We start from the raw sequence: 17,467 nt of genomic DNA, 5'->3' as shown, positions 1-17,467 counted from the left end.
GGGTCCCGGGTTCTGCTGCGCAGCCCCGGGATGACGGCGATTGAGGCCGATCAGCCCGCGTGCAGTTCCTGTTTCACGCGCTCGGCCAGGGTCTTGATGTCCAGCGGCTTGGGCAGGAAGGAGACGCCAGTCTCGTCCTGCAGCAGGTCCGAGAAGTCGCTTTCGGCATAGCCCGAGATGAACATGACCGGGGCGTCGCCGAGGAAGGGCCGCGCCTTGCGCAGCAGGGACGGACCGTCCAGGCCCGGCATGATGACGTCGGAGATCATCATGTCGATCTGACCGGCCCATTCCTCGGCCAGGATCAGGGCCTCCTCGCCGTCGGCGGCCTCGATCACTTCATAGCCGCGCTGGCGCAGCAGGCGGGCGGCGATGCCGCGCACGGCGGCCTCGTCCTCGACGAACAGGATGCGGCCCGCGCCCGACAGGTCGCGCGGCGCGGCCTTGACCGCCTTTTCGACCACCGGGGCGGCGACCAGTTCCTCGGCCGAGGCGGCGGGCAGGAAGATGCGGAAGGCGGCGCCGGCCCCGTCGATATTGGTGACGCTGATGTGGCCGCCCGCCTGCTGGACGATGCCGTAGACGGTGGCCAGGCCCATGCCGGTGCCTTCGTTGACCGCCTTGGTGGTGAAGAAGGGCTCGAAGATCTTGTCCAGCAGTTCGGGCGGCACGCCGGGGCCAGTGTCGGACACCTCGATCAGGGCGATCTCGCCCGCGGCCTCGCGCCAGCCCATGTCGCGGGCCTGAGCCTCGGTCAGACGACGGGTCTTGATGGTGACGACGCCCGCGCCCGGCTCGACCACGCCGCGCATGGCGTCGCGGGCGTTGACCGCCAGGTTCATGACGGCGGTCTCCAACTGGCTCTTGTCGGCCAGGACCAGCGGCATGTCGCGGCCGTAGTCGGTCTCCAGACGCACGTCCTCGCGCAGCAGGCGGCGCAGCAGGACGGCGAACTCGCCGACCAGTTCGCCGAGATCCAGACGCTCGCGCCGCACCGTGGACTTGCGCGAGAAGGCCAGCAGCTTGCGCACCAGATCGGCGGCGCGGATGCCGGTCTGGCGGATCTGGTTCAGCCCGTCATAGGAGGGATCGCCGACCGGGTGCCGCTCCAGCAGCTCGGACAGCTGCATCTGGATGGCGGTCAGCAGGTTGTTGAAGTCGTGCGCCACGCCGCCGGCCAGCTGGCCCACGGCCTGCATCTTCTGGGCCTGCGACAGCTGCAGCTCCATCGACTTCTGCGACGAGACGTCGAACAGCCAGACGCGGCGCTTGTCGCCTTCCGGCGCGACATAAAGGTGCAGGTGACGGTCGGGATAGGCGCGCGCCACCAGCTCGATCGGGCCAGAAGACCCAGCCGCCAGCTTGGTTTTCGCCTCGGTCACGCCCGCCAGATCGAACAGGTGACCGAAGGCGGCGTCGCCCGAGGCGGCGGGGCCGGTGAGGACAGCCAGCGCCGCGTTGGAATCCTCGGCCCTGCCCGCGAACAGGTCGTCGCCGGCGATCACCGTGGACCCGAAGGGCGCGCCGGCGGCCATGGCGCGCGCCTCGCCGCTGACCTTGGCGGGGGCGACGACGGGCGCGGTCTGCGGCACCGGCAGGACGGCGTCGGGCGCGGCGCGGACCAGGAAACGCCCCTGCCCCGCCTGACCGATCAGGACCTCGATCTCGCGGGCGCCGATCTGGACGATGGCGCGGCCCTGATGGCCTTCGCGGGCCTGGGCGAAGGCCATGTAGAGGGCCTGGGCCGACTTGCCGCGCGGCAGGGCGGTGACGGCGCCGTTCTCCTCGGCCCAGGCGGCGTTGTAGGCCAGCACCTGACCGGACGGCCAGACCAGGGCGGCGGGCTCAGCCATGGCGTCCAGCATCTCGACCGCCGTATCGCCGCTGGCGCGGCGCACTTCCGCGCGTCCGAAGGCGAACAGCCAGATCAGGGCCGTGACCCCGGCCGCGAAGATCAGGATCAACCCCGGCGCTGTCATCGCATTGGCGCGAAAGGCCGGATAGACCATGGCGGCGAAGGCCAGGGCGAAACCCAGGGCCATCAGCACCAGCCAAGGGTCAAAGGTCGGACGGCGCGTCGTCGCCGCTTTTGGCCGGGAAATCGTCATGGCGTCCTGCCCGCGCGAATCAGTGGTGGTCAGCATATCGGAGCTCTGGCCTGCGCCATAACGGGACGCCTCTCCCTCCCCGTTCGGGGAGGGAGAGGCGTAGCGCTTCAACCCCGCCCTCACCGCCGTTTCCGTCCCTGCATGACGAAACCGATCACCTTGGCCGCCGCCTCGAAATGCTCGCGAGGGATGACGTCATCGATTTCCACCGCCGCATAAAGGGCGCGGGCCAGGGGTACGTTTTCCACGATCGGCACATTGTGCTCCCTGGCCAGTTCGCGAATGCGCAGGGCCAGTGCGTCAACACCCTTGGCGACGCAGACGGGGGCGCCGTCGCCCTGATCCGGTTCATACCGCAGGGCCACCGAATAGTGGGTCGGGTTGGTGATGATCACGGTGGAGGTCGGGACGGCCTGCATCATGCGCTGTCGGCTTCGCTGCATGCGGATCTGCCGCAGCTTGGCCTTCACATGCGGATCGCCTTCGGACTGTTTGAAGTCCTCCTTCATCTCTTCCTTGGTCATGCGCATACGCTTGGCGAAGCGGAACTTCTGCCAGATGAAGTCGGCGCCTGCGGTGAAGCCCAGGAAGATCAGGGCCGCGATCATCAGCGAACCCGCCAGATCCCGTGCAAAGGGCAGGATCATGGCCGGGCTCATGGCGGCCAGATTCTCGAACTCTCGCGTGTGCGGCTTCAGCACCCACCAACAGACGGCGCCGATGGCGACCAGTTTGAGGAAGGTCTTGATGAATTGAACGACGCCGTCCGGCCCGTAGATGCGTTTGAAACCTTCCAGCGGGTTCACGGACGACCACTTGGGCTTCAGCTTTTCGGTCGTGAACAGGAAGCCGGACTGGGCCAGATTGCCGCCCACCCCGCCGACGATGACCGCCAGCATCAGCGCGGCCAGGAAGGGGGTCACGGCCCAGACGGCGCGCATGCCGATCTCGAGCCCGGCCCCGGCCTGCAGCCCGCCGATCATGGCGTGCGGTTCAGCCAGGAAGGGCAGCATGTCCTCGGCCATCTGCTGCGAAAAATAGCCCCCGCCCAGCAACAGGACCGCTGCGGCCCCCGCCAGGGACATGGCCGCCGCCACGTCAGGCGACTTGGCGACATCGCCCTTCTTGCGGGCCTCCTCCAGCTTCCGTGGGGAGGCCTCTTCGGTTTTGGACTCGGGATCGGCGCCCTCAGCCAAGCGCGCCTCCCGTGAACACCCGCGCCAGGGCGCGGTAGCGGTCGATGAAGATGGTTCCCATCACGCCCAGGCCGAGCGCGAAAACCGAAAGCCCCAGAAGCACGCTGAGCGGGGCGGCGGCGAAATAGACCTGAAAGGCCGGCATGACCCGCGCGATCAGGCCCGAAGCCAGGTTGAAGATCAGAGCGAAAACCAGGACCGGCGCCGACAACTGGACTCCCAGCATGAAGCTTTCGCCCAGTGTCTTGACCGCAAGCGCCGCGAAGTCGGCGGCGATCATCGGCTTGGCCGGGGCAATGGCCTCATAGGACCCCAGGACGCCGGCGATGAACATGTGGTGGGTGTTGGTGGCGAAGATCAGCGTCACGCCGAGAAGCATCAGAAAGGCCGAAAGGGTCGAACCCGGCGACGCCTGCAACGGATTGGCCGTCTGCGAAAAGCCCAGGGTGGTCTGCATTGATATGATCTCGCCCGCCGTAACCAGGGCCGTCATGAAGCTGCGCAGGATCAGGCCGATGGCCAGGCCCGTCAGAACCTCGCGGATAATCCAGCCGACCATGCCGCCCAGGGTCGGCGGCAGGGCCGGCAGCGTGCCGGCCACCAGCGGCCACATCACCAGCGACAGCAAGAGGGCCAGCGACAGACGCACACGCGGCGGCACATAGCTCTCGCCGATACCGGGGATCATCATCAGGATCGCGCCGACCCGAGCGAAGATCAGCCCGCCGGCCCAGACCTGATCGGCGGTGGCGTAAGGCTCCATTCGGCGACCTACATCCCGGCGATGCGGGCGGCGATCTCGCGCATGAAGCCGCCCAGCAAGGCCCCCATCAGCGGCAGGAACAGCAGCAGCGAGACGAAGATGGCGATGATCTTGGGCGCATAGATCAGGGTCTGTTCCTGAATCTGCGTCAGGGCCTGAAACAGGCCGATCCCCACGCCCACAACCAGACCGACGACGAGCACGGGGGCGCACAGCTGGATCGTCAGCCAGATGGCGTCACGGCCAATATCCAGAACTTCTGCGCCGCTCATCACCACTCCCGGGAACTCGGCAGAAAATGCCGACGAGATGGTTAACAGGCCGTTTAGAAACGCACGATCTTCCTTCTCCCCTTGAGGGAGAAGGTGGCAGGCGAAGCCTAACGGATGAGGGGTGTGAGCGCCTCGCATCCGATGAAGCCCGCCGCGCTCGCGCCACAGCTTTCAAGGCGTCCCGCCGACACCCCTCATCCGGCCCCGACGGGCCACCTTCTCCCTCAAGGGGAGAAGGAAGATGCGGTGACGGCTGGATTGATCGGCCGGTCCGGCTATATGGACAAGCCATGACCGACCACGCGCACAAACCCTCCGTCTCGCAGGCCGAAGCCGAAGCCGCCGTTCGCACCCTGATTCAGTGGGCGGGCGACAACCCCGACCGCGAGGGCCTGGTGGAAACGCCCAAGCGGGTGGCCAAGTCCTATCGCGAGCTGTTCCAGGGCTATGAGGTCGAGCCGCGCGAATATCTGGAGAAGACCTTCGAGGAGGTCGGCGGCTACGACGAGTTGGTCGTGCTGAAGAACATCCGCTTCGTCAGCTTCTGCGAACATCACATGCTGCCGGTCGTCGGCGTGGCCCATGTCGGCTACCTGCCGACCGACCGGGTCGTCGGCATCTCCAAGCTGGCCCGCGTGGTGCGCGGCTTCGCCCGCCGTCTGCAGATCCAGGAAAAAATGACCTCGGACATCGCTGGCGCCATCCAGGACGTCCTGCGCCCCCACGGCGTCGGCGTGGTCATCGAGGCCGAACACAGCTGCATGACCATGCGCGGCGTCGATGTTCCCGGCGCCAGCCTGTCCACCAGCTGCCTGCTGGGCGTCGTCCGCGAAGATCCCCGGACGCGCGAGGAATTCCTGAGGCTGGTGCGAGGCTAGGCAGCCGGGGCCAGCCCGCAAGGAGCCGAGGATGCCGCAGCCTGCTTCGGTCCGACTCGCCCCGCATGATCCGCAATGGGCCGAACAGGCGCGCGCCGAGACCCGCGCTCTGGCTGCCGCTCTCGGCCCCAACCTGCTGGCCGTTCACCACATCGGCTCCACCGCTATTCCCGGCATCGTCGCCAAACCTGTGATCGACCTGATGCCCGTCGTCGCCTCCCTGGCCACGTTCGACCATCAGCGCGAAGTGATGGAGACCCTCGGCTATCTCTGGCGGGGTGAAGGCGGGCTTGCCGGGCGCCGCTACTGCACCCGCAACGACCCCATGAGCGGGCGTCGTCTCATCCAGGTCCACGCCTATGAAGACGGTTCCTTCGACATTGGGCGGCATCTGGCGTTTCGCGACTACCTGCGTGAACGCCCCGACATGGCCGCAGCCTATCAGGAGGAGAAGATGCGGTGCCGAGCCCTCTGCCCGGAGGACAAGTCAGCCTACAGCGACTGCAAGTCGGACTGGATCAGACGCACCGAGGCGGACGCCCTGATCTGGGCTGAGCATCGCGCCAACTGACCGGCCCCCTTCTTGCGTGGCGCATCCTGAAGGAGCCGTCGTCATGGGCTGGAACGTGTTTTCGTCTCACAATGAGCCACCGCCGATCATGCGCGGCGGGTGGCTGGACGCGCTGCGTTTCATCGTGGCGTCGCTGATCATCCTGCATCATTTCCAGGCCTCGGCCCCGGTACACCTGGCCGACGCCGTGCATCCGGTGTTCGAGCGGGGCGGCTTCCTGCTGACCAACTTCTTCCTGATCGACAGCGGCTATGTGCTGATGCGCGTCTATGGCGCTTCAGTGGCGGGCGGGCGGATGTCGAAGACCGACTTCTTCCTGAAGCGGTCGCTGCGGGTCTATCCCGCCCATCTGATCATGGGTGGTCTGCTCGTGGCCATGGTGCTGCTGGGCACGGCCATCGGCCTGCCGCCCAGTCATCCCGAGTGGTTCGCCTGGGACCAGCTGCCGGCCCAGTTGGCCCTGGTGCAGTCGTTCGGCGTGCACGGTGGTCTGGGGTGGAACGCCCCCAGCTGGTCGATCTCGGCCCTTCTGGGCTGTTACCTGGCCTTCCCCTGGGTGCTGCGCGGCCTAACGCGGGTGGGGCCGTGGATGGCCCTGGGCCTGGTGGTGGTCGGCTATCTTGCGGCCAATGAACTGAGCTGGGCGATCCTGAACTATCCCATCTATCAGATGCCGCTGAACCTGGGCATCTGGCGCGCCCTGCCCCTGTTCGTGCTGGGCATGGGGCTAGCCTGGTTCGCGCAAGGGGTCTGGATCGAACCGCGCGCCGCCGGCTGGGCCCTGTTGCTGGCCACGATTGGCCTGGCGGTGGTGCAGTATTTCGACAAGAACGCCCTGATCTCTCTGGCCTTCATCTCCATCATCATCCTGGCGGCGGGCGCCGTGCCGGTGAACCGCCCGTCCAGGCTGGTCGAGCAGGCGGCCGTGGTCTCCTTCGCCATGTTCATCTCCAACGAAGTGGTCCGCATCGGCTGGTTCGGCCTGGCGGAGGCCACGGCGAACAGGCTGAACCTGGGCGAGGCCTGGCGCTGGCTGCTGTGGGTCATGGGCGTGGGCGCGGCCTTCGTCTTCGCCTTCCTGTTCCACTACGGCGTCGACAACCCGATCCAGAAACGCATCCGCGCCTGGCTGAAGAAGCGCGGTCACGCCAAGGCGGAAATCAAGGAGCCTGTGGTCTCGCTGGAGGGTTAGCCCGTCGAACCGACTAGGTGCAGGATGTTGCCGTCGGGGTCCTTGAACCAGGCCAGGCGCATCGCGCCGCAGACGTGGATGTCGCCCTGACGGCCCATGTCGTCATAATGCTCGAACGCCACGCCCTTGGCCTTCAACCCCTCGACGATGTCGTCCAGCTCGACGCCGACGTCCCAGGTCACGGCGTTGGCCTGATTGGTGCCGGCGAAGTCGGATTTATAGACGGTCAGCCAGGTCGAGCCGGTGCGATAGCCCAGCATCCCCTCGTTGGAGGTGTCGGCCAGGTTCAGCTCCAGCACGTCGGAATAGAAGGCCCGGGCGCGATCCAGATCCTTCACCGCCACGATGGCCGAGGAGTTCTTGTTCTTGAGCATGATGTCTCTCCCTGTTCAGGAGAGAACCGCTGAGGACCGGGGTTCGATCCCCCATATTACCAGCGTTTCATTTGACAGCACCGTCGCCAGCCGCCTTCTGACAGGCTTGGCTTTATGGGGAACGGTCATGCGTCGATTGGCTTTGGCGATCAGTTTGGGCTTGGGCCTCATGGCCGCCAGCGCCCAGGCGCAGACCACGCCGATCCGGCTGGAAGACGATGACGTCGCCCGCTTCTGGACCGCCTATGACGCCGTGCGGGCGGCGGACACGCCCGAGGCGCAGAAGGCCGCGTTCCAGCGCCTCTATATCGACGCGGGCACGCCGGGCCTGACCGCCTTCATGGAGGCCAAGGGCTATACGGCGGACACCTATCTGAACGCGATCCGGTCCTATCCGGCCTACTGGGACTCGGTGCGCCCGCGCGCGGCCCTGGCGGCGGGCGCCCTGACCCGACTGGAGGGGCATCTGGAGCGGTTCAAGGCCCTCTATCCCGAGTTGCGCCCCGCCGGGATCTATTTCGAGGTCGGCGCCTTGCGTTCAGCTGGAACCACCCAGGGCGACAAGGTGCTGCTGGGCGTCGAGATGGCCACGGGCGACGGCAGCATGGACATCTCGGAGATGCCGGCGGGCCTGCAGCGCTTCTTCACCTCCTATTTCGCCAGCAAGCCCCTCGACAATCTGGATCTGCTGGCCGTGCATGAGGTGGTTCACACCCAGCAGAGGGGCGAGCGCAGCACCCTGCTGGCCCAGGCCGTCTATGAGGGCGTGGCCGACTTCGTGGCGGAACAGGTGACAGGGCGGATGCCCGATCTGGCCTATGTGAGCTACGGCCCGGCCAATGATCCCGCCATCAAGGCCGCCTTCCGCCGCGACATGGCGGGCGAGGATTTCAGCGGCTGGCTCTACAACAGCGCCGACAACGCCTTCGGGGTGAGAGACCTGGGCTACTACGTCGGCTACGCCATCACGCGCGGCTACTACAACCGCGCATCGGACAAGGCGGCGGCGCTCAAGACCATGATCGAGCTGGACTATTCCGATCCGGCGGCGGTTCAGGCCTTCGTCGAAGCTTCGGGCTATCTGGCAGACTAGGCGAAGCCCTCAGATCGGCATCCGCATGATTTCCTGATAGGCCGAGATGACCTGATCGCGGACGGCCATGACGGTTTCCAGCGAGGCTTCGGCGGACGAAACGGCGGTGACGACGTCGATCAGGCTGCCCTGGCCTTGGACCATCTGGGCCATCTGGGTTTCGGCGCCGCGGGTCTGCTGGGCCGTCTGGGTCATGACGTTCTGCAGCAGTTCCGAGAAGCCCGGTCCCTGCGCCGCCGAGGCCGCGCTGGGCGGCGTCGCGGCAGGCATGGCCCCGCCCTGAACCGCTGCATAGGCCTTGGCCGCCATCATGGGATTCATGGCCTAGCCCTTACTTCTTGATGATGTCGAGGGTGCGGGACTCCATGTTCCGCGCCGTCTCGATGACGTTCAGGTTGGCCTCGTAGGCGCGCTGCGCCTCGCGCATGTCCATGGCCTCGACCAGGGTGTCGACATTGGGCCGCTGGACATAGCCCTCGGCGTTGGCCGCCGGGTGCGAGGGGTCGTATTCCATGCGGAAGGGGCTCTGGTCCGGGCGGACCTCGGCCAGGACCACGCCCGTGGCCCCGTCGACCTTGCGCGCCTGGAAGACCGGGGTCTGGCGGCGATAGGGCTCGCCCCCTGCGACGGTGGCCGTCGACTGGGCGTTGGCGATGTTCTCGGCGATGATGCGCATGCGCGACTGCTGCGCCTTCAGGGCGCCGGCGGCGACGCCCATGGCGGTGTTGCGCGGAGTGACGTTGACGGGATCAGGCATGGATCAGTCTCCCTCAGACGCCAGGCTTCTTGGCGGCCATGCGGATCATCTGCATGGACTTCTGGTAGAAGCCGATAGCCGCGTCATAGGCCATGCGGCTCTCGGCCATCTTGAGCATCTGCTCCTCCACCACGACCGAGTTGCCGTCGAGCGTGGTCTCGGAGTCCGGCGCGTTCAGCGACTCGAAGCGGGCGGTCTGCCCGGCGGGCGAGATGTGGCGGGCGTTGGTGGCGACCATCTTCAGGCCGCCGCCGGTGCGCATGGCTTCGGCGAAGTCCGTCGGCGCCTTCAGGTCGCGGGCCATGAAGCCGGGGGTGTCCGAGTTGGCGACGTTCTGGGCGATCACGCGCTGACGATCGTCGAGCCACCCGAGACGGCCCTTGATCTGGTTCAGCAGCGGAATGTCGGTGACGGACACGCGGTCGCCTCGCACGGTTGATCGGCAGAATTTGCCGCCTCCATGGTTAATATTCCGTGTTCCTAAACGCGGCGTTAACCACAAGCCGCGAAACGTGCGGGCGAAGCAGCGCGCCTGTAAGCGCTGTCGGGGCCTCGAATCCGCATGAATTTTCTCGACCTGTTCCGGGCGGTGTTCGGTCTGGCGATCACCCTGGGTCTGATCGGTCTGGCCGCCTGGGCGACGCGTCGCTATGCGCCCCAGGTGCTGGCGAAGTTTCAGGCCGAGCGCGGCGCGCGGCGGTTGCAGGTCCTCGAGACCCTGGTGCTGGACCCGGCCCGACGGCTGGTGCTGGTGCGCGTTGACGCCGAGGAGCGGCTGATCCTGTTGGGCGAAGGGCGCGAACTGATCGAACCGCGTGGCCCCGTTGCGCCGTCGGGAGATGCGAAATGAGCCGCCCCTCCATCTTCGCCCTGCCCTCGCGCGCCGAGCTGAAGCGCGCCGCCCTGCTGTCGCTGATCACCACGGCCCTGTGTCTGGTCTGGCCGCTGGGGGCGCTGGCGCAGGAGGTGGCGCAGGCGGCTCAGGGCGGCTCGGCCATCAACATCGACCTGGGGACCGGCGCGGGCCTGACCCAGCGGGTGGTGCAGCTGGTCGGACTGATGACCGTGCTGTCGCTGGCGCCCTCCATCGTCATCATGACCACCAGCTTCGTGCGCATCATCGTAGTGCTGAGCCTGCTGCGCACAGCGCTCGGGATGCAGCAGTCGCCGCCGAACGCCGTCCTGGTGTCGCTGGCCTTGTTCCTGAGCGCCATCGTCATGGCCCCGACCTGGCAGGACGCCTATGATTCGGGCATCCGTCCGCTGATGGATCAGCAGATGGAGCTGCCCCAGGCCTTCGATGCAGCGTCCGAACCGGTGAAAACCTTCATGCTGGCCCAGGTGGATCGCGGCGACCTGGCCCTGTTCACCCGACTGTCGAAAATCGAGCCCCCCCAGGACGTGCAGGAACTGCCCCTGCGCGTGGTCACCCCGGCCTTCATGATCAGTGAACTCAAGAAGGCCTTCACGATCGGATTTCTTCTTTTCGTTCCGTTCCTTGTTATCGATCTGGTGGTCGCCAGCGTACTGATGTCCATGGGTATGATGATGCTGCCGCCGGTGGTCATTTCCCTGCCGTTCAAGCTGATCTTCTTCGTGCTGGTCGATGGCTGGCGACTGGTCGCCGGAAGCCTGGTCGAGAGCTTCCAGAGAGGCGCCGGCGGGGGATAAGTCCCCGCCCTCAGGGGCTTTGAGCGTCATGCGGGCTTGCCAAGCTCGGGCAAACACGTGTTGATCCTCCGGTCTTCGTCCGGGAATCGGACGACCACCTTTGGGAAAACCCTTATGACCACTCAAGCCGAACTGATCGCCGCCGTCGCCAAGGACGCAGGTGTCTCGCAGGCCGACGCCGGCCGCGTCCTCGACGCGATCGTCAAGAACATCCACAAGAGCCTGGTTTCGGGTTCGGACGTCCGCATCTCGAACCTGGGCGTCTTCGACACCGCCGAGCGCGCCGAGCGCGAAGGCCGCAACCCGGCCACGGGCGCGACCATCAAGATCGCCGCCTCGAAGGCTGTGCGCTTCCGCGTGTCGAAGCCGCTGAAGGACGCCGTCAACGGCTAAGCCTTCGGACCCCCGCGCGGGGTCCAGGCGCCTCTCATCGCAGAGGCTGAACCATCAGGCGGCAGCAGGTCTTGCCGCCGCCGGGGGTTGATTTCGGGCGGGGGTCGCAGGGCGGTCCCCGCCCGTTTTCTGTCTGAACTCGGCCTTGGTCGCCGCGATCCAGCCGGCGTAGGTGTCTGCCCCGGCGCTGAGCGTGGCGAAGTCCTGCGGCCGCCCCGAGCCGTCGGCCCCGTCCAGCCCCGCAAGCGCGATACGGATGCCGCCCGGCGAGCGGGCCTTGTCGGCGAAGCCGGAATAGTTGTTCGACAAGCGGTTCAACGCTCCCGCGTCACGCGCCAGCGAATAGCCGACCCCGGCGCGGATCAGACGGTTCTCCTCATCCGCCGTCAGCGGGATGAGCGTGTCGCGATAGCGACTGCCCAACTGCTGCTCATAGATGGCGGCCGCCGCGCCCCACTGCTGCTGCTTCCAGAAGATTTCGGCGCGCACGTCGCGACCGGCGGGCGAGGCGTCCTTGCCCAGAATCTCGAGCGCGTGGTCATAGCGGCCCAGTTCCATAAGCGCGCGAGCTTCCAGAGCGCGGCGTTCAACATTCATGGCCGTGGGCAGAAGCGTGGTGCGCGAACTCCACAGCGCCTGCAGCGCCTCTTCCGGCTGACGGTTCATCAGATAGACGGCCGCCAGATTGGTCGAGACCTGGGCCTTGGCCACGCCGTCGAGGCGGTTGTCGGCCTGATATTTCAGCAGCTCCGCCGCCTGATCCAGCAGGTCGACGTCTATCAGCCGCCGGGCCAGGCGGCGCACCATCTCGTCGCCGTCTGCCCCGACCGGGGTCAGTTCGCGGAAATCGAAGAACAGGGCGAGCGCCTGCACCGGCTGCAGACCGTCGGCGGCGCCGTCGAGAAAGAGCGCGCGGAAGGCGTTGTCGAGGTCGGCCTGCAGCTTGTCGCCGCCAGGCAGGACCACGATCTTGCGGCCCGCCGCCTTCAGCGTGGTCAGGGCCTCGCGATAGCGACCCTGCGACAGATAGAGCTCGCCCAGGCTGCGGATCACGGCCAATTCGACGCCGTCGCCGCGCCAGCGCCACTTCAACGCCTCCAGCTGCGCGGCAGCCGCGTCGGGCTTCAGCGTCCCCCTGGCCATCTCCAGACGGACCACGCCAAGGCGAGCGGGCGTCGAAATCCCGTCCAGCGGAGCGCGGGCCACGGCCTTGTAGAGGGCCAGGGCCTGAGCCGGTTTCTGTTCCAGCTCGAACAGCTTGGCCTGGACCAGTCGGGCTGCCAGCTGGTCCGCCGCTGAAATCCCCGGCTGGCTGAAGACATAGGCCAGCAACTCCGTGGCGGCGGCCAGGTCGCCGGTCTCGACGGCGGCCAGGGCATGGGCCGTGCCGAAGCGGGCGCGCCATTCGGGGGTGAAGTTGTCGACCACGCCGGACCCGGCGGCGAAGGCCTGACGCGCCGTGGTCCAGTCGCTGCGCTGGGCGGCGATATAGCCCTGCCAGACGCGGGTCGAGGGATCGCCCGCCAGAGCCCCGGCGGAGAAATCGGCCTCGGCCTCGGCCAGACGGCCGATGGAGGCGCGCGCGGCGCCGCGCAGGCCGCGCACCTCGGCCACGCCCTGCATGGCCGGGGTCTGCTTGACCAGGGCGTTGAGCACCCCGATCGCCTCATAGCCCAGCCCCTGCCCCACCAGGAAACGGGCGTAGGCCAGACGGGCTTCGATGGGCGCGCGCAGGTCCTCGACGGCGCGACCGCTTTCCAGTTCGGCGGCGGTCTGCAGGGCGCGGTGACGCGCGCCGAAACTGTCCCCGCCCAGATCGGCCCAGTCGGAAATAATCAGGGCCGGACGCACGGCGGCGCGCGGGGCGTGGGTCTCGGCGGCCGCCGCTTCCAGCCCCACGGTCGGGGGCGACAGGCGCAGGCCCTTGGGCCGCGACAGGATGACAATGTCGCCCTCGGCCTTGACGGTCAGGTCGTCGGTCGGGGTCTCGACCGCCAGACCATGGGCGGTGGGCAGCAGGGCCAGATCGACGGTGCGACGGCCCCGCGCCATGCCCTTGCCGGGGGCCAGGGCGGTGACGGCGGCGAAGCGGTCGCCGACCATGGGATCGGTCAGCCAGACGGTCTTGGTCGCCCCGGCCATGCGCGCGGTCAGGGCCGTCTGGACGCTGTCGTCGCGGCCGATCTCGACGCCGGTCACGGTCGTGGCGGTTCCGCCGAGGGTGACGATCCACGAGGCCCCGTCGGCGCGGGCCGAGATGCTCTGGCCCTCAGGCGCGGGAATACGGATGGCGGTGAAGGCGGGCCCGGCGGCCCAGCGCGCCCTGGCCGCGTCGCCGGCCTTGGCGGCGGCGGGCATGTTCATGCGGGCGGCGGCGTCGAACACCACCCAGACCGCGTCGCCCCGGCGGAAGACGGCGGCCCCGACCGGCGCGGCCCAGGCGAAGGTCAAACGGGTCGTCCCCTCCCCGACCTCGGCGGTCACGGGCACGGCGCCGCCGGCGGGCACGACCGAGGGCTTGGCGCCTTCCGGCGCAGCGCCGGGGGCATAGAGGTTGAGCCAGACCGCGCCGTCGGCGACGCCGGAGCGGACGCCCGCCCCCTCGGCCAGGGTCAGAACCAGCTCGGTCGCGCCCTGGACGGCGCGGGTCTCGACCTTCTCGACTCCCTTGGGCGGATCGACGCGCAGGCGGCTGACGTCGGGTGCGGCGGTCGTGCCGATGCGGACGATGACGGCCCGGCCGTCCTGGCGCACCCGGGCGCGTGCGCCCACGGCCCCGGCGAATTCGATCTTGGTGAAGCCGGTATTGGCGCCGACGCGGATCTCGACCGGGCCGCTGCTGACATTGGCGCCCTCGGCGTGCGGGGCCAGAGGCGCGAACACGACCACGCCCGCCGCGGCGGCCGCCACGGTCGTCTTCAGAACGCGCTTGCTGACGGGTGCCCCGGACATACGCGCGCATGCTCGCGCGAAAGGGCTTTCATCGCGGTTAACGCCGGTTAAAGAGCGACGTGAAAAACCTTACCATCCTGGTAGGACAAATCACCCGCTTGCGACGCGCGCGCGAAAGGCCGACATCCTCGGTATCGACGTTATCGTCACCCCGTTCTGTCAGGTGTTGCCGTGTCCGACCCCGTCTATCCGCCCCTCAGCCCGCTGAAGACCGGCGTGCGCTGCCGCTGCCCGCGCTGCGGCGAAGGCCCGCTGTTCCAAGGCTATCTGACCATCCGCAAGGAATGCCCGAACTGCGGCCTGGACTACGGCTTCGCCGACCCCGCGGACGGCCCGGCCTTCTTCGTCATGTCGGCGGTGGGCGTCATCGGCATGATCGGCTTCATGATCTTCGAGTTCAACGTCCACCCGCCGGTCTGGGTGCATTTCGTTGTCACCCTGCCGATCCTGGCCCTGATGTGCCTGGGTGTGCTGCGGCCCTTCAAGGGCTGGATGGTCGCCGAACAGTATTTCCACAAGGCTGAAGAAGCCACCTTCGTCAGCGTCGGCAAGCACGGCGAGGGCTATGGCTGGCGCGGCCAGGCCGAGCGCGCCGCCAGGGAAGAAGCGCGCGACAAAAACTAGGCCCTTCTCCCCTTGAGGGAGAAGGTGGCAGGCGGAGCCTGACGGATGAGGGGTGCGATGAAATTCGCACATGGCCTCATGTCGAAGGCTCCGCCGACACCCCTCATCCGAACGCCTCCGGCGCCCACCTTCTCCCTCAAGGGGAGAAGGAAGAGGCCTAGCGCACCACCCTTAGCGTCACGCCCACCGTGCGCGGGGCCCCGAGGAAAGCGCCAAGCGTGCCCGACTGGAAGGGGGCGCCAAAGGCCACCTGGCGGTAGTCCTGATCGAACAGGTTGCGGCCCCACAGCTCGACGCTCCAGGCTTCATCCTTGGCCAGGGCGACGCGCCCATCCACCAGCCAGAATCCCGGCTGGCTCTTGGCCGGGTCGAGGTCCGAACCGGTGTTGTATTCCGACGAATACTTGGCCGCGAGCGTGACCCGTCCGGTCAGCCCGGCGCCCACCGGACGCTCATAAGTCCCGGCCAACGAGCCGCTCCACAGGGGCGCGAAATTCAGGCGACGGCCGGCCAGCAGCGGCAGGCCGGCGATCGGGTCATGGCCGTACTCGGTCTGGGCGTAGGTGACGCCGCCCTGCAACGACAGGCCTTCGAGCGGCAGGAACATGAAGTCCGCCTCGACGCCCTTGGCGCGCACTTCCGGGATCGAGCGCACCAGGAAGGTGGTGCCCAGGAAGGTGTTCAACTGGAAGTCATCATAGGTCTGGCGGAAGGCGGCGGCGCTGACCAGCAGGCGGCGCTCCAGCATCACGCTCTTGACCCCGGCCTCCCAGGCGTCGGCGGTCTCTGCCCCGAACGCGCGCGAGGCGTCGGGCACGCGATTGGTCTGACCGCGATCCAGGTTGAAGCCGCCGTTCTTGCGACCGCGCGACCAGCCGGCGTAGAGGCGCAAGCCTTCGGTCGCCTGATATTCAGCGCGCGCCAGACCGGTCCAGGCCTCGTCCTTGACCGTCTCGGACGTCTTCAGACCGTTGAAGGCCGGGTTGGACCAGGGCAGGCACAGGGTGCCGTTGACCACGCCCCGCGCCAGGGCGGCGGCGCAGGCGCGTCCGCCGTCGGTGTTTTCATAGGCCGCGCTCATGTCCTTGGTCTCATGCGTGCGGCGCAGGCCCCCGGTCAGGGTCAGGCGGTCGGTCACGGCGTATGAGGCCTGGGCAAACAGGGCGGCGCTTTGCGTCGTCTGCCAGTAGCGGTCCAGTTGCCCCTCGCCCTCGACAAAGCTCTGGCCCACGGGCAGGCCGGTCAGGGTCGAGACATGGGCGGGATCACCCAGCGGATTGACGGTCGAGCGCGACAGCAGACGGCTGACGTAGCCCTCGTAGTCCGCGCCGTAGAAGAGGCTGTCGCGACGGGTCAGCTTCTCGTCCGACAGGAAGGCTCCGGCGGCCCAGTCCAGACGCCCGCTCTGGCCCGACAGACGGACCTCCTGCGTCAGGGTGCGGAAGCGGTTGGACCAGCTGCCGTCGTCGGGACGATAGGCCAGGTCCGCCGAGGTGAAGTCCCAGTCCTGGCTGATGACGCCGCGCCAGTCGCGCACCGCCGTGGTGCTGTCCAGCTTCGCCCAGCCCAGGTCGGCCGTCAGATGCAGGGCCAGCCCCCGGTCGCGGATGCGGGTGTTGGTGTCGCGGTTCGAGTAGGCCACCCGCGCCCAGGGGTTCGGCGTCGCCGCCACCCCGCCGTCAGGGGCAAAGGTGGCCAACAGGGGCGCCGTTCCGCCGGTGACAAGCTGCACGCCGACGCAGCAGCGCTCGTCCCGCTCAGTCCAGTCGGCAGTCAGGCGGGCGGTCAGGTCGGGCGTGGCGCGCCACAGCAGTTGGCCGCGCAGGGTGTCGTAATGCTCGGTCTGATCGTCGGTCGCGGTCCGCGGGCCGTCGCCCGTCCTGACGTCGGACAGGCCGTCACGGCGGCGCGCGGCCACATAGAGACGCCCGGCCAGCACCTCGTCCACGAGGGGGCCGGTCAGGGAGACCGAGCCGCCCTTGGTCCCGTAGTCGCCGAAGGTCGCCTCGCCCGCCATGCGCGGGGTGAAGGACGGGGCGGCGGTGACGACGTTGATGACGCCGGCCGACGCATTCTTGCCGAACAGGGTGGCCTGCGGGCCCTTCAAGACCTCGATGCGCTCGACCTCGCCCAGGTCGCCCAGGGCCACGCCGTTGCGCGGGCGATAGACGCCGTCGATCATGACGCCGACCGAGCTTTCCAGCCCCGGATTGTCGCCCACCGTGCCGACGCCGCGAATGCGGGCCGTGGTGAAGGTCTGGTTCGAGGTCGAAGCCACGATCAGGCCCGGCGTCAGGATCTGCAGGTCCTTGATGTCGCGCACGCCCACGTCGTTCAGCAGGGGCTGGGCCGTCACCGTCAGCGACAGGGGCGTGGACGCCAGCGTGGCCTCGCGCCGCTGGGCCGTCACCACGATCTCGGACACCTGGGTCGGCCCCTCGGTCGCCGCATCCTCCGCGAAGACAGGCGCGGCGAAAACGAGCAGGGGCAAGGCGACGGACGCGAGATACGCGGCGCGGACAGAGGAGTTCATGAAAGGGGAAACCGCTTTGCGGAGCGACGGCGCACGGCCTTTGTCGCGGACAGAAGCCGCGCTCTAGCAGTCGGTTTCAGCCGTTGAAAG

The 17,467-nt window shown here is 67.9% G+C and carries 18 protein-coding genes; 8 read left to right on the top strand and 10 right to left on the bottom strand.

Annotation, left to right across the window (positions count from 1 at the left end; translation table 11 throughout):
* Positions 1–50 precede the first annotated feature (50 nt).
* The 4 genes from cckA to fliQ form a co-directional block, all read right to left on the bottom strand.
* Positions 51–2,144 carry a cell cycle histidine kinase CckA gene (cckA, locus tag IFE19_RS03650; protein ID WP_225910379.1) on the bottom strand — a complete coding sequence of 698 codons (2,094 nt, stop codon included), beginning with the start codon at positions 2,142–2,144 and terminating at the stop codon, positions 51–53.
* Between the two features lie 83 nt (positions 2,145–2,227).
* Positions 2,228–3,304, bottom strand: a complete 1,077-nt coding sequence (gene flhB / locus IFE19_RS03645) for a flagellar biosynthesis protein FlhB (RefSeq protein WP_207825756.1) — start codon at positions 3,302–3,304, stop codon at positions 2,228–2,230.
* Positions 3,297–4,067: a flagellar biosynthetic protein FliR gene (fliR, locus tag IFE19_RS03640; RefSeq protein ID WP_207825754.1), complete on the bottom strand. Its 771-nt coding sequence runs from the start codon at positions 4,065–4,067 to the stop codon at positions 3,297–3,299. The genes flhB and fliR overlap by 8 nt, the downstream gene beginning before the upstream one ends.
* Before the next feature lie 8 nt (positions 4,068–4,075).
* Positions 4,076–4,342 (bottom strand): flagellar biosynthesis protein FliQ, encoded by a 267-nt coding sequence (fliQ, locus tag IFE19_RS03635; protein WP_207825752.1) that lies wholly within the window; start codon positions 4,340–4,342, stop codon positions 4,076–4,078.
* Positions 4,343–4,629: 287 nt separating this feature from the next.
* Between fliQ and folE the strand changes: the two genes are divergently transcribed.
* The 3 genes from folE to IFE19_RS03620 are packed head-to-tail and all read left to right on the top strand — an operon-like array spanning position 4,630 to position 6,980.
* Positions 4,630–5,217, top strand: coding sequence for a GTP cyclohydrolase I FolE (folE, locus tag IFE19_RS03630; protein ID WP_105564069.1), 588 nt, complete (start codon positions 4,630–4,632; stop codon positions 5,215–5,217).
* A gap of 31 nt (positions 5,218–5,248) precedes the next feature.
* Positions 5,249–5,788: a GrpB family protein gene (locus IFE19_RS03625; RefSeq protein ID WP_207825750.1), complete on the top strand. Its 540-nt coding sequence runs from the start codon at positions 5,249–5,251 to the stop codon at positions 5,786–5,788.
* 43 nt (positions 5,789–5,831) lie between these two features.
* Positions 5,832–6,980 carry an acyltransferase family protein gene (locus IFE19_RS03620; protein ID WP_207825748.1) on the top strand — a complete coding sequence of 383 codons (1,149 nt, stop codon included), beginning with the start codon at positions 5,832–5,834 and terminating at the stop codon, positions 6,978–6,980.
* Here IFE19_RS03620 and IFE19_RS03615 read toward each other — a convergent pair.
* Positions 6,977–7,354: a VOC family protein gene (locus tag IFE19_RS03615; RefSeq protein WP_207825746.1), complete on the bottom strand. Its 378-nt coding sequence runs from the start codon at positions 7,352–7,354 to the stop codon at positions 6,977–6,979. The genes IFE19_RS03620 and IFE19_RS03615 overlap by 4 nt on opposite strands.
* 169 nt (positions 7,355–7,523) lie before the next feature.
* On the opposite strand from IFE19_RS03615, the gene IFE19_RS03610 reads away from it, so the two are divergent.
* Complete coding sequence (locus IFE19_RS03610) at positions 7,524–8,447, top strand: hypothetical protein (RefSeq protein WP_207825744.1); 924 nt, start codon at positions 7,524–7,526, stop codon at positions 8,445–8,447.
* Between the two features lie 9 nt (positions 8,448–8,456).
* On the opposite strand, the gene fliE is transcribed toward IFE19_RS03610, so the two are convergent.
* The 3 genes from fliE to flgB are packed head-to-tail and all read right to left on the bottom strand — an operon-like array spanning position 8,457 to position 9,622.
* Positions 8,457–8,768: a flagellar hook-basal body complex protein FliE gene (gene fliE, locus IFE19_RS03605; protein ID WP_207825742.1), complete on the bottom strand. Its 312-nt coding sequence runs from the start codon at positions 8,766–8,768 to the stop codon at positions 8,457–8,459.
* Between the two features lie 10 nt (positions 8,769–8,778).
* Positions 8,779–9,204, bottom strand: coding sequence for a flagellar basal body rod protein FlgC (gene flgC / locus IFE19_RS03600; protein ID WP_207825740.1), 426 nt, complete (start codon positions 9,202–9,204; stop codon positions 8,779–8,781).
* Positions 9,205–9,217: 13 nt separating this feature from the next.
* Positions 9,218–9,622, bottom strand: coding sequence for a flagellar basal body rod protein FlgB (gene flgB / locus IFE19_RS03595; RefSeq protein ID WP_207825738.1), 405 nt, complete (start codon positions 9,620–9,622; stop codon positions 9,218–9,220).
* A 144-nt stretch (positions 9,623–9,766) separates the two neighbouring features.
* Here flgB and IFE19_RS03590 point away from each other — a divergent pair, with 144 nt between their 5' ends.
* The 3 genes from IFE19_RS03590 (at position 9,767) to IFE19_RS03580 (ending at position 11,268) form a co-directional block, all read left to right on the top strand.
* Positions 9,767–10,054, top strand: coding sequence for a flagellar biosynthetic protein FliO (locus IFE19_RS03590; protein WP_207825735.1), 288 nt, complete (start codon positions 9,767–9,769; stop codon positions 10,052–10,054).
* Positions 10,051–10,875, top strand: coding sequence for a flagellar type III secretion system pore protein FliP (gene fliP / locus IFE19_RS03585; RefSeq protein ID WP_207825734.1), 825 nt, complete (start codon positions 10,051–10,053; stop codon positions 10,873–10,875). The genes IFE19_RS03590 and fliP overlap by 4 nt, the downstream gene beginning before the upstream one ends.
* Positions 10,876–10,989: 114 nt before the next feature.
* Positions 10,990–11,268 (top strand): HU family DNA-binding protein, encoded by a 279-nt coding sequence (locus tag IFE19_RS03580; RefSeq protein ID WP_105564062.1) that lies wholly within the window; start codon positions 10,990–10,992, stop codon positions 11,266–11,268.
* Positions 11,269–11,322: 54 nt separating this feature from the next.
* Here the strand turns inward: IFE19_RS03580 and IFE19_RS03575 are convergent, their stop codons facing one another.
* Positions 11,323–14,220, bottom strand: a complete 2,898-nt coding sequence (locus IFE19_RS03575; protein ID WP_207825727.1) for a tetratricopeptide repeat protein — start codon at positions 14,218–14,220, stop codon at positions 11,323–11,325.
* A gap of 171 nt (positions 14,221–14,391) precedes the next feature.
* Between IFE19_RS03575 and IFE19_RS03570 the strand changes: the two genes are divergently transcribed.
* Positions 14,392–14,844 carry a DUF983 domain-containing protein gene (locus IFE19_RS03570; protein WP_207825725.1) on the top strand — a complete coding sequence of 151 codons (453 nt, stop codon included), beginning with the start codon at positions 14,392–14,394 and terminating at the stop codon, positions 14,842–14,844.
* Positions 14,845–15,001: 157 nt separating this feature from the next.
* On the opposite strand, the gene IFE19_RS03565 is transcribed toward IFE19_RS03570, so the two are convergent.
* Positions 15,002–17,377: a TonB-dependent receptor gene (locus IFE19_RS03565; RefSeq protein WP_207825723.1), complete on the bottom strand. Its 2,376-nt coding sequence runs from the start codon at positions 17,375–17,377 to the stop codon at positions 15,002–15,004.
* Between the last annotated feature and the right edge of the window lie 90 nt (positions 17,378–17,467).

This window comes from Brevundimonas pondensis (assembly GCF_017487345.1).
Taxonomy (GTDB): domain Bacteria; phylum Pseudomonadota; class Alphaproteobacteria; order Caulobacterales; family Caulobacteraceae; genus Brevundimonas; species Brevundimonas pondensis.
Note: the sequence above shows the minus strand (reverse complement) of the source record. Positions and strands in the feature narration are given on the sequence as shown.

Coding starts and splice junctions, on each gene's coding strand:
- cckA (WP_225910379.1), bottom strand. CDS start 2,144: ATGCTGACCACCACTGATTCGCGCGGGCAGGACGCCATGACGATTTCC.
- fliR (WP_207825754.1), bottom strand. CDS start 4,067: ATGGAGCCTTACGCCACCGCCGATCAGGTCTGGGCCGGCGGGCTGATC.
- folE (WP_105564069.1), top strand. CDS start 4,630: ATGACCGACCACGCGCACAAACCCTCCGTCTCGCAGGCCGAAGCCGAA.
- IFE19_RS03625 (WP_207825750.1), top strand. CDS start 5,249: ATGCCGCAGCCTGCTTCGGTCCGACTCGCCCCGCATGATCCGCAATGG.
- IFE19_RS03620 (WP_207825748.1), top strand. CDS start 5,832: ATGGGCTGGAACGTGTTTTCGTCTCACAATGAGCCACCGCCGATCATG.
- IFE19_RS03615 (WP_207825746.1), bottom strand. CDS start 7,354: ATGCTCAAGAACAAGAACTCCTCGGCCATCGTGGCGGTGAAGGATCTG.
- IFE19_RS03610 (WP_207825744.1), top strand. CDS start 7,524: ATGGCCGCCAGCGCCCAGGCGCAGACCACGCCGATCCGGCTGGAAGAC.
- fliE (WP_207825742.1), bottom strand. CDS start 8,768: ATGAATCCCATGATGGCGGCCAAGGCCTATGCAGCGGTTCAGGGCGGG.
- flgC (WP_207825740.1), bottom strand. CDS start 9,204: ATGCCTGATCCCGTCAACGTCACTCCGCGCAACACCGCCATGGGCGTC.
- IFE19_RS03590 (WP_207825735.1), top strand. CDS start 9,767: ATGAATTTTCTCGACCTGTTCCGGGCGGTGTTCGGTCTGGCGATCACC.
- fliP (WP_207825734.1), top strand. CDS start 10,051: ATGAGCCGCCCCTCCATCTTCGCCCTGCCCTCGCGCGCCGAGCTGAAG.
- IFE19_RS03580 (WP_105564062.1), top strand. CDS start 10,990: ATGACCACTCAAGCCGAACTGATCGCCGCCGTCGCCAAGGACGCAGGT.
- IFE19_RS03575 (WP_207825727.1), bottom strand. CDS start 14,220: ATGTCCGGGGCACCCGTCAGCAAGCGCGTTCTGAAGACGACCGTGGCG.
- IFE19_RS03565 (WP_207825723.1), bottom strand. CDS start 17,377: ATGAACTCCTCTGTCCGCGCCGCGTATCTCGCGTCCGTCGCCTTGCCC.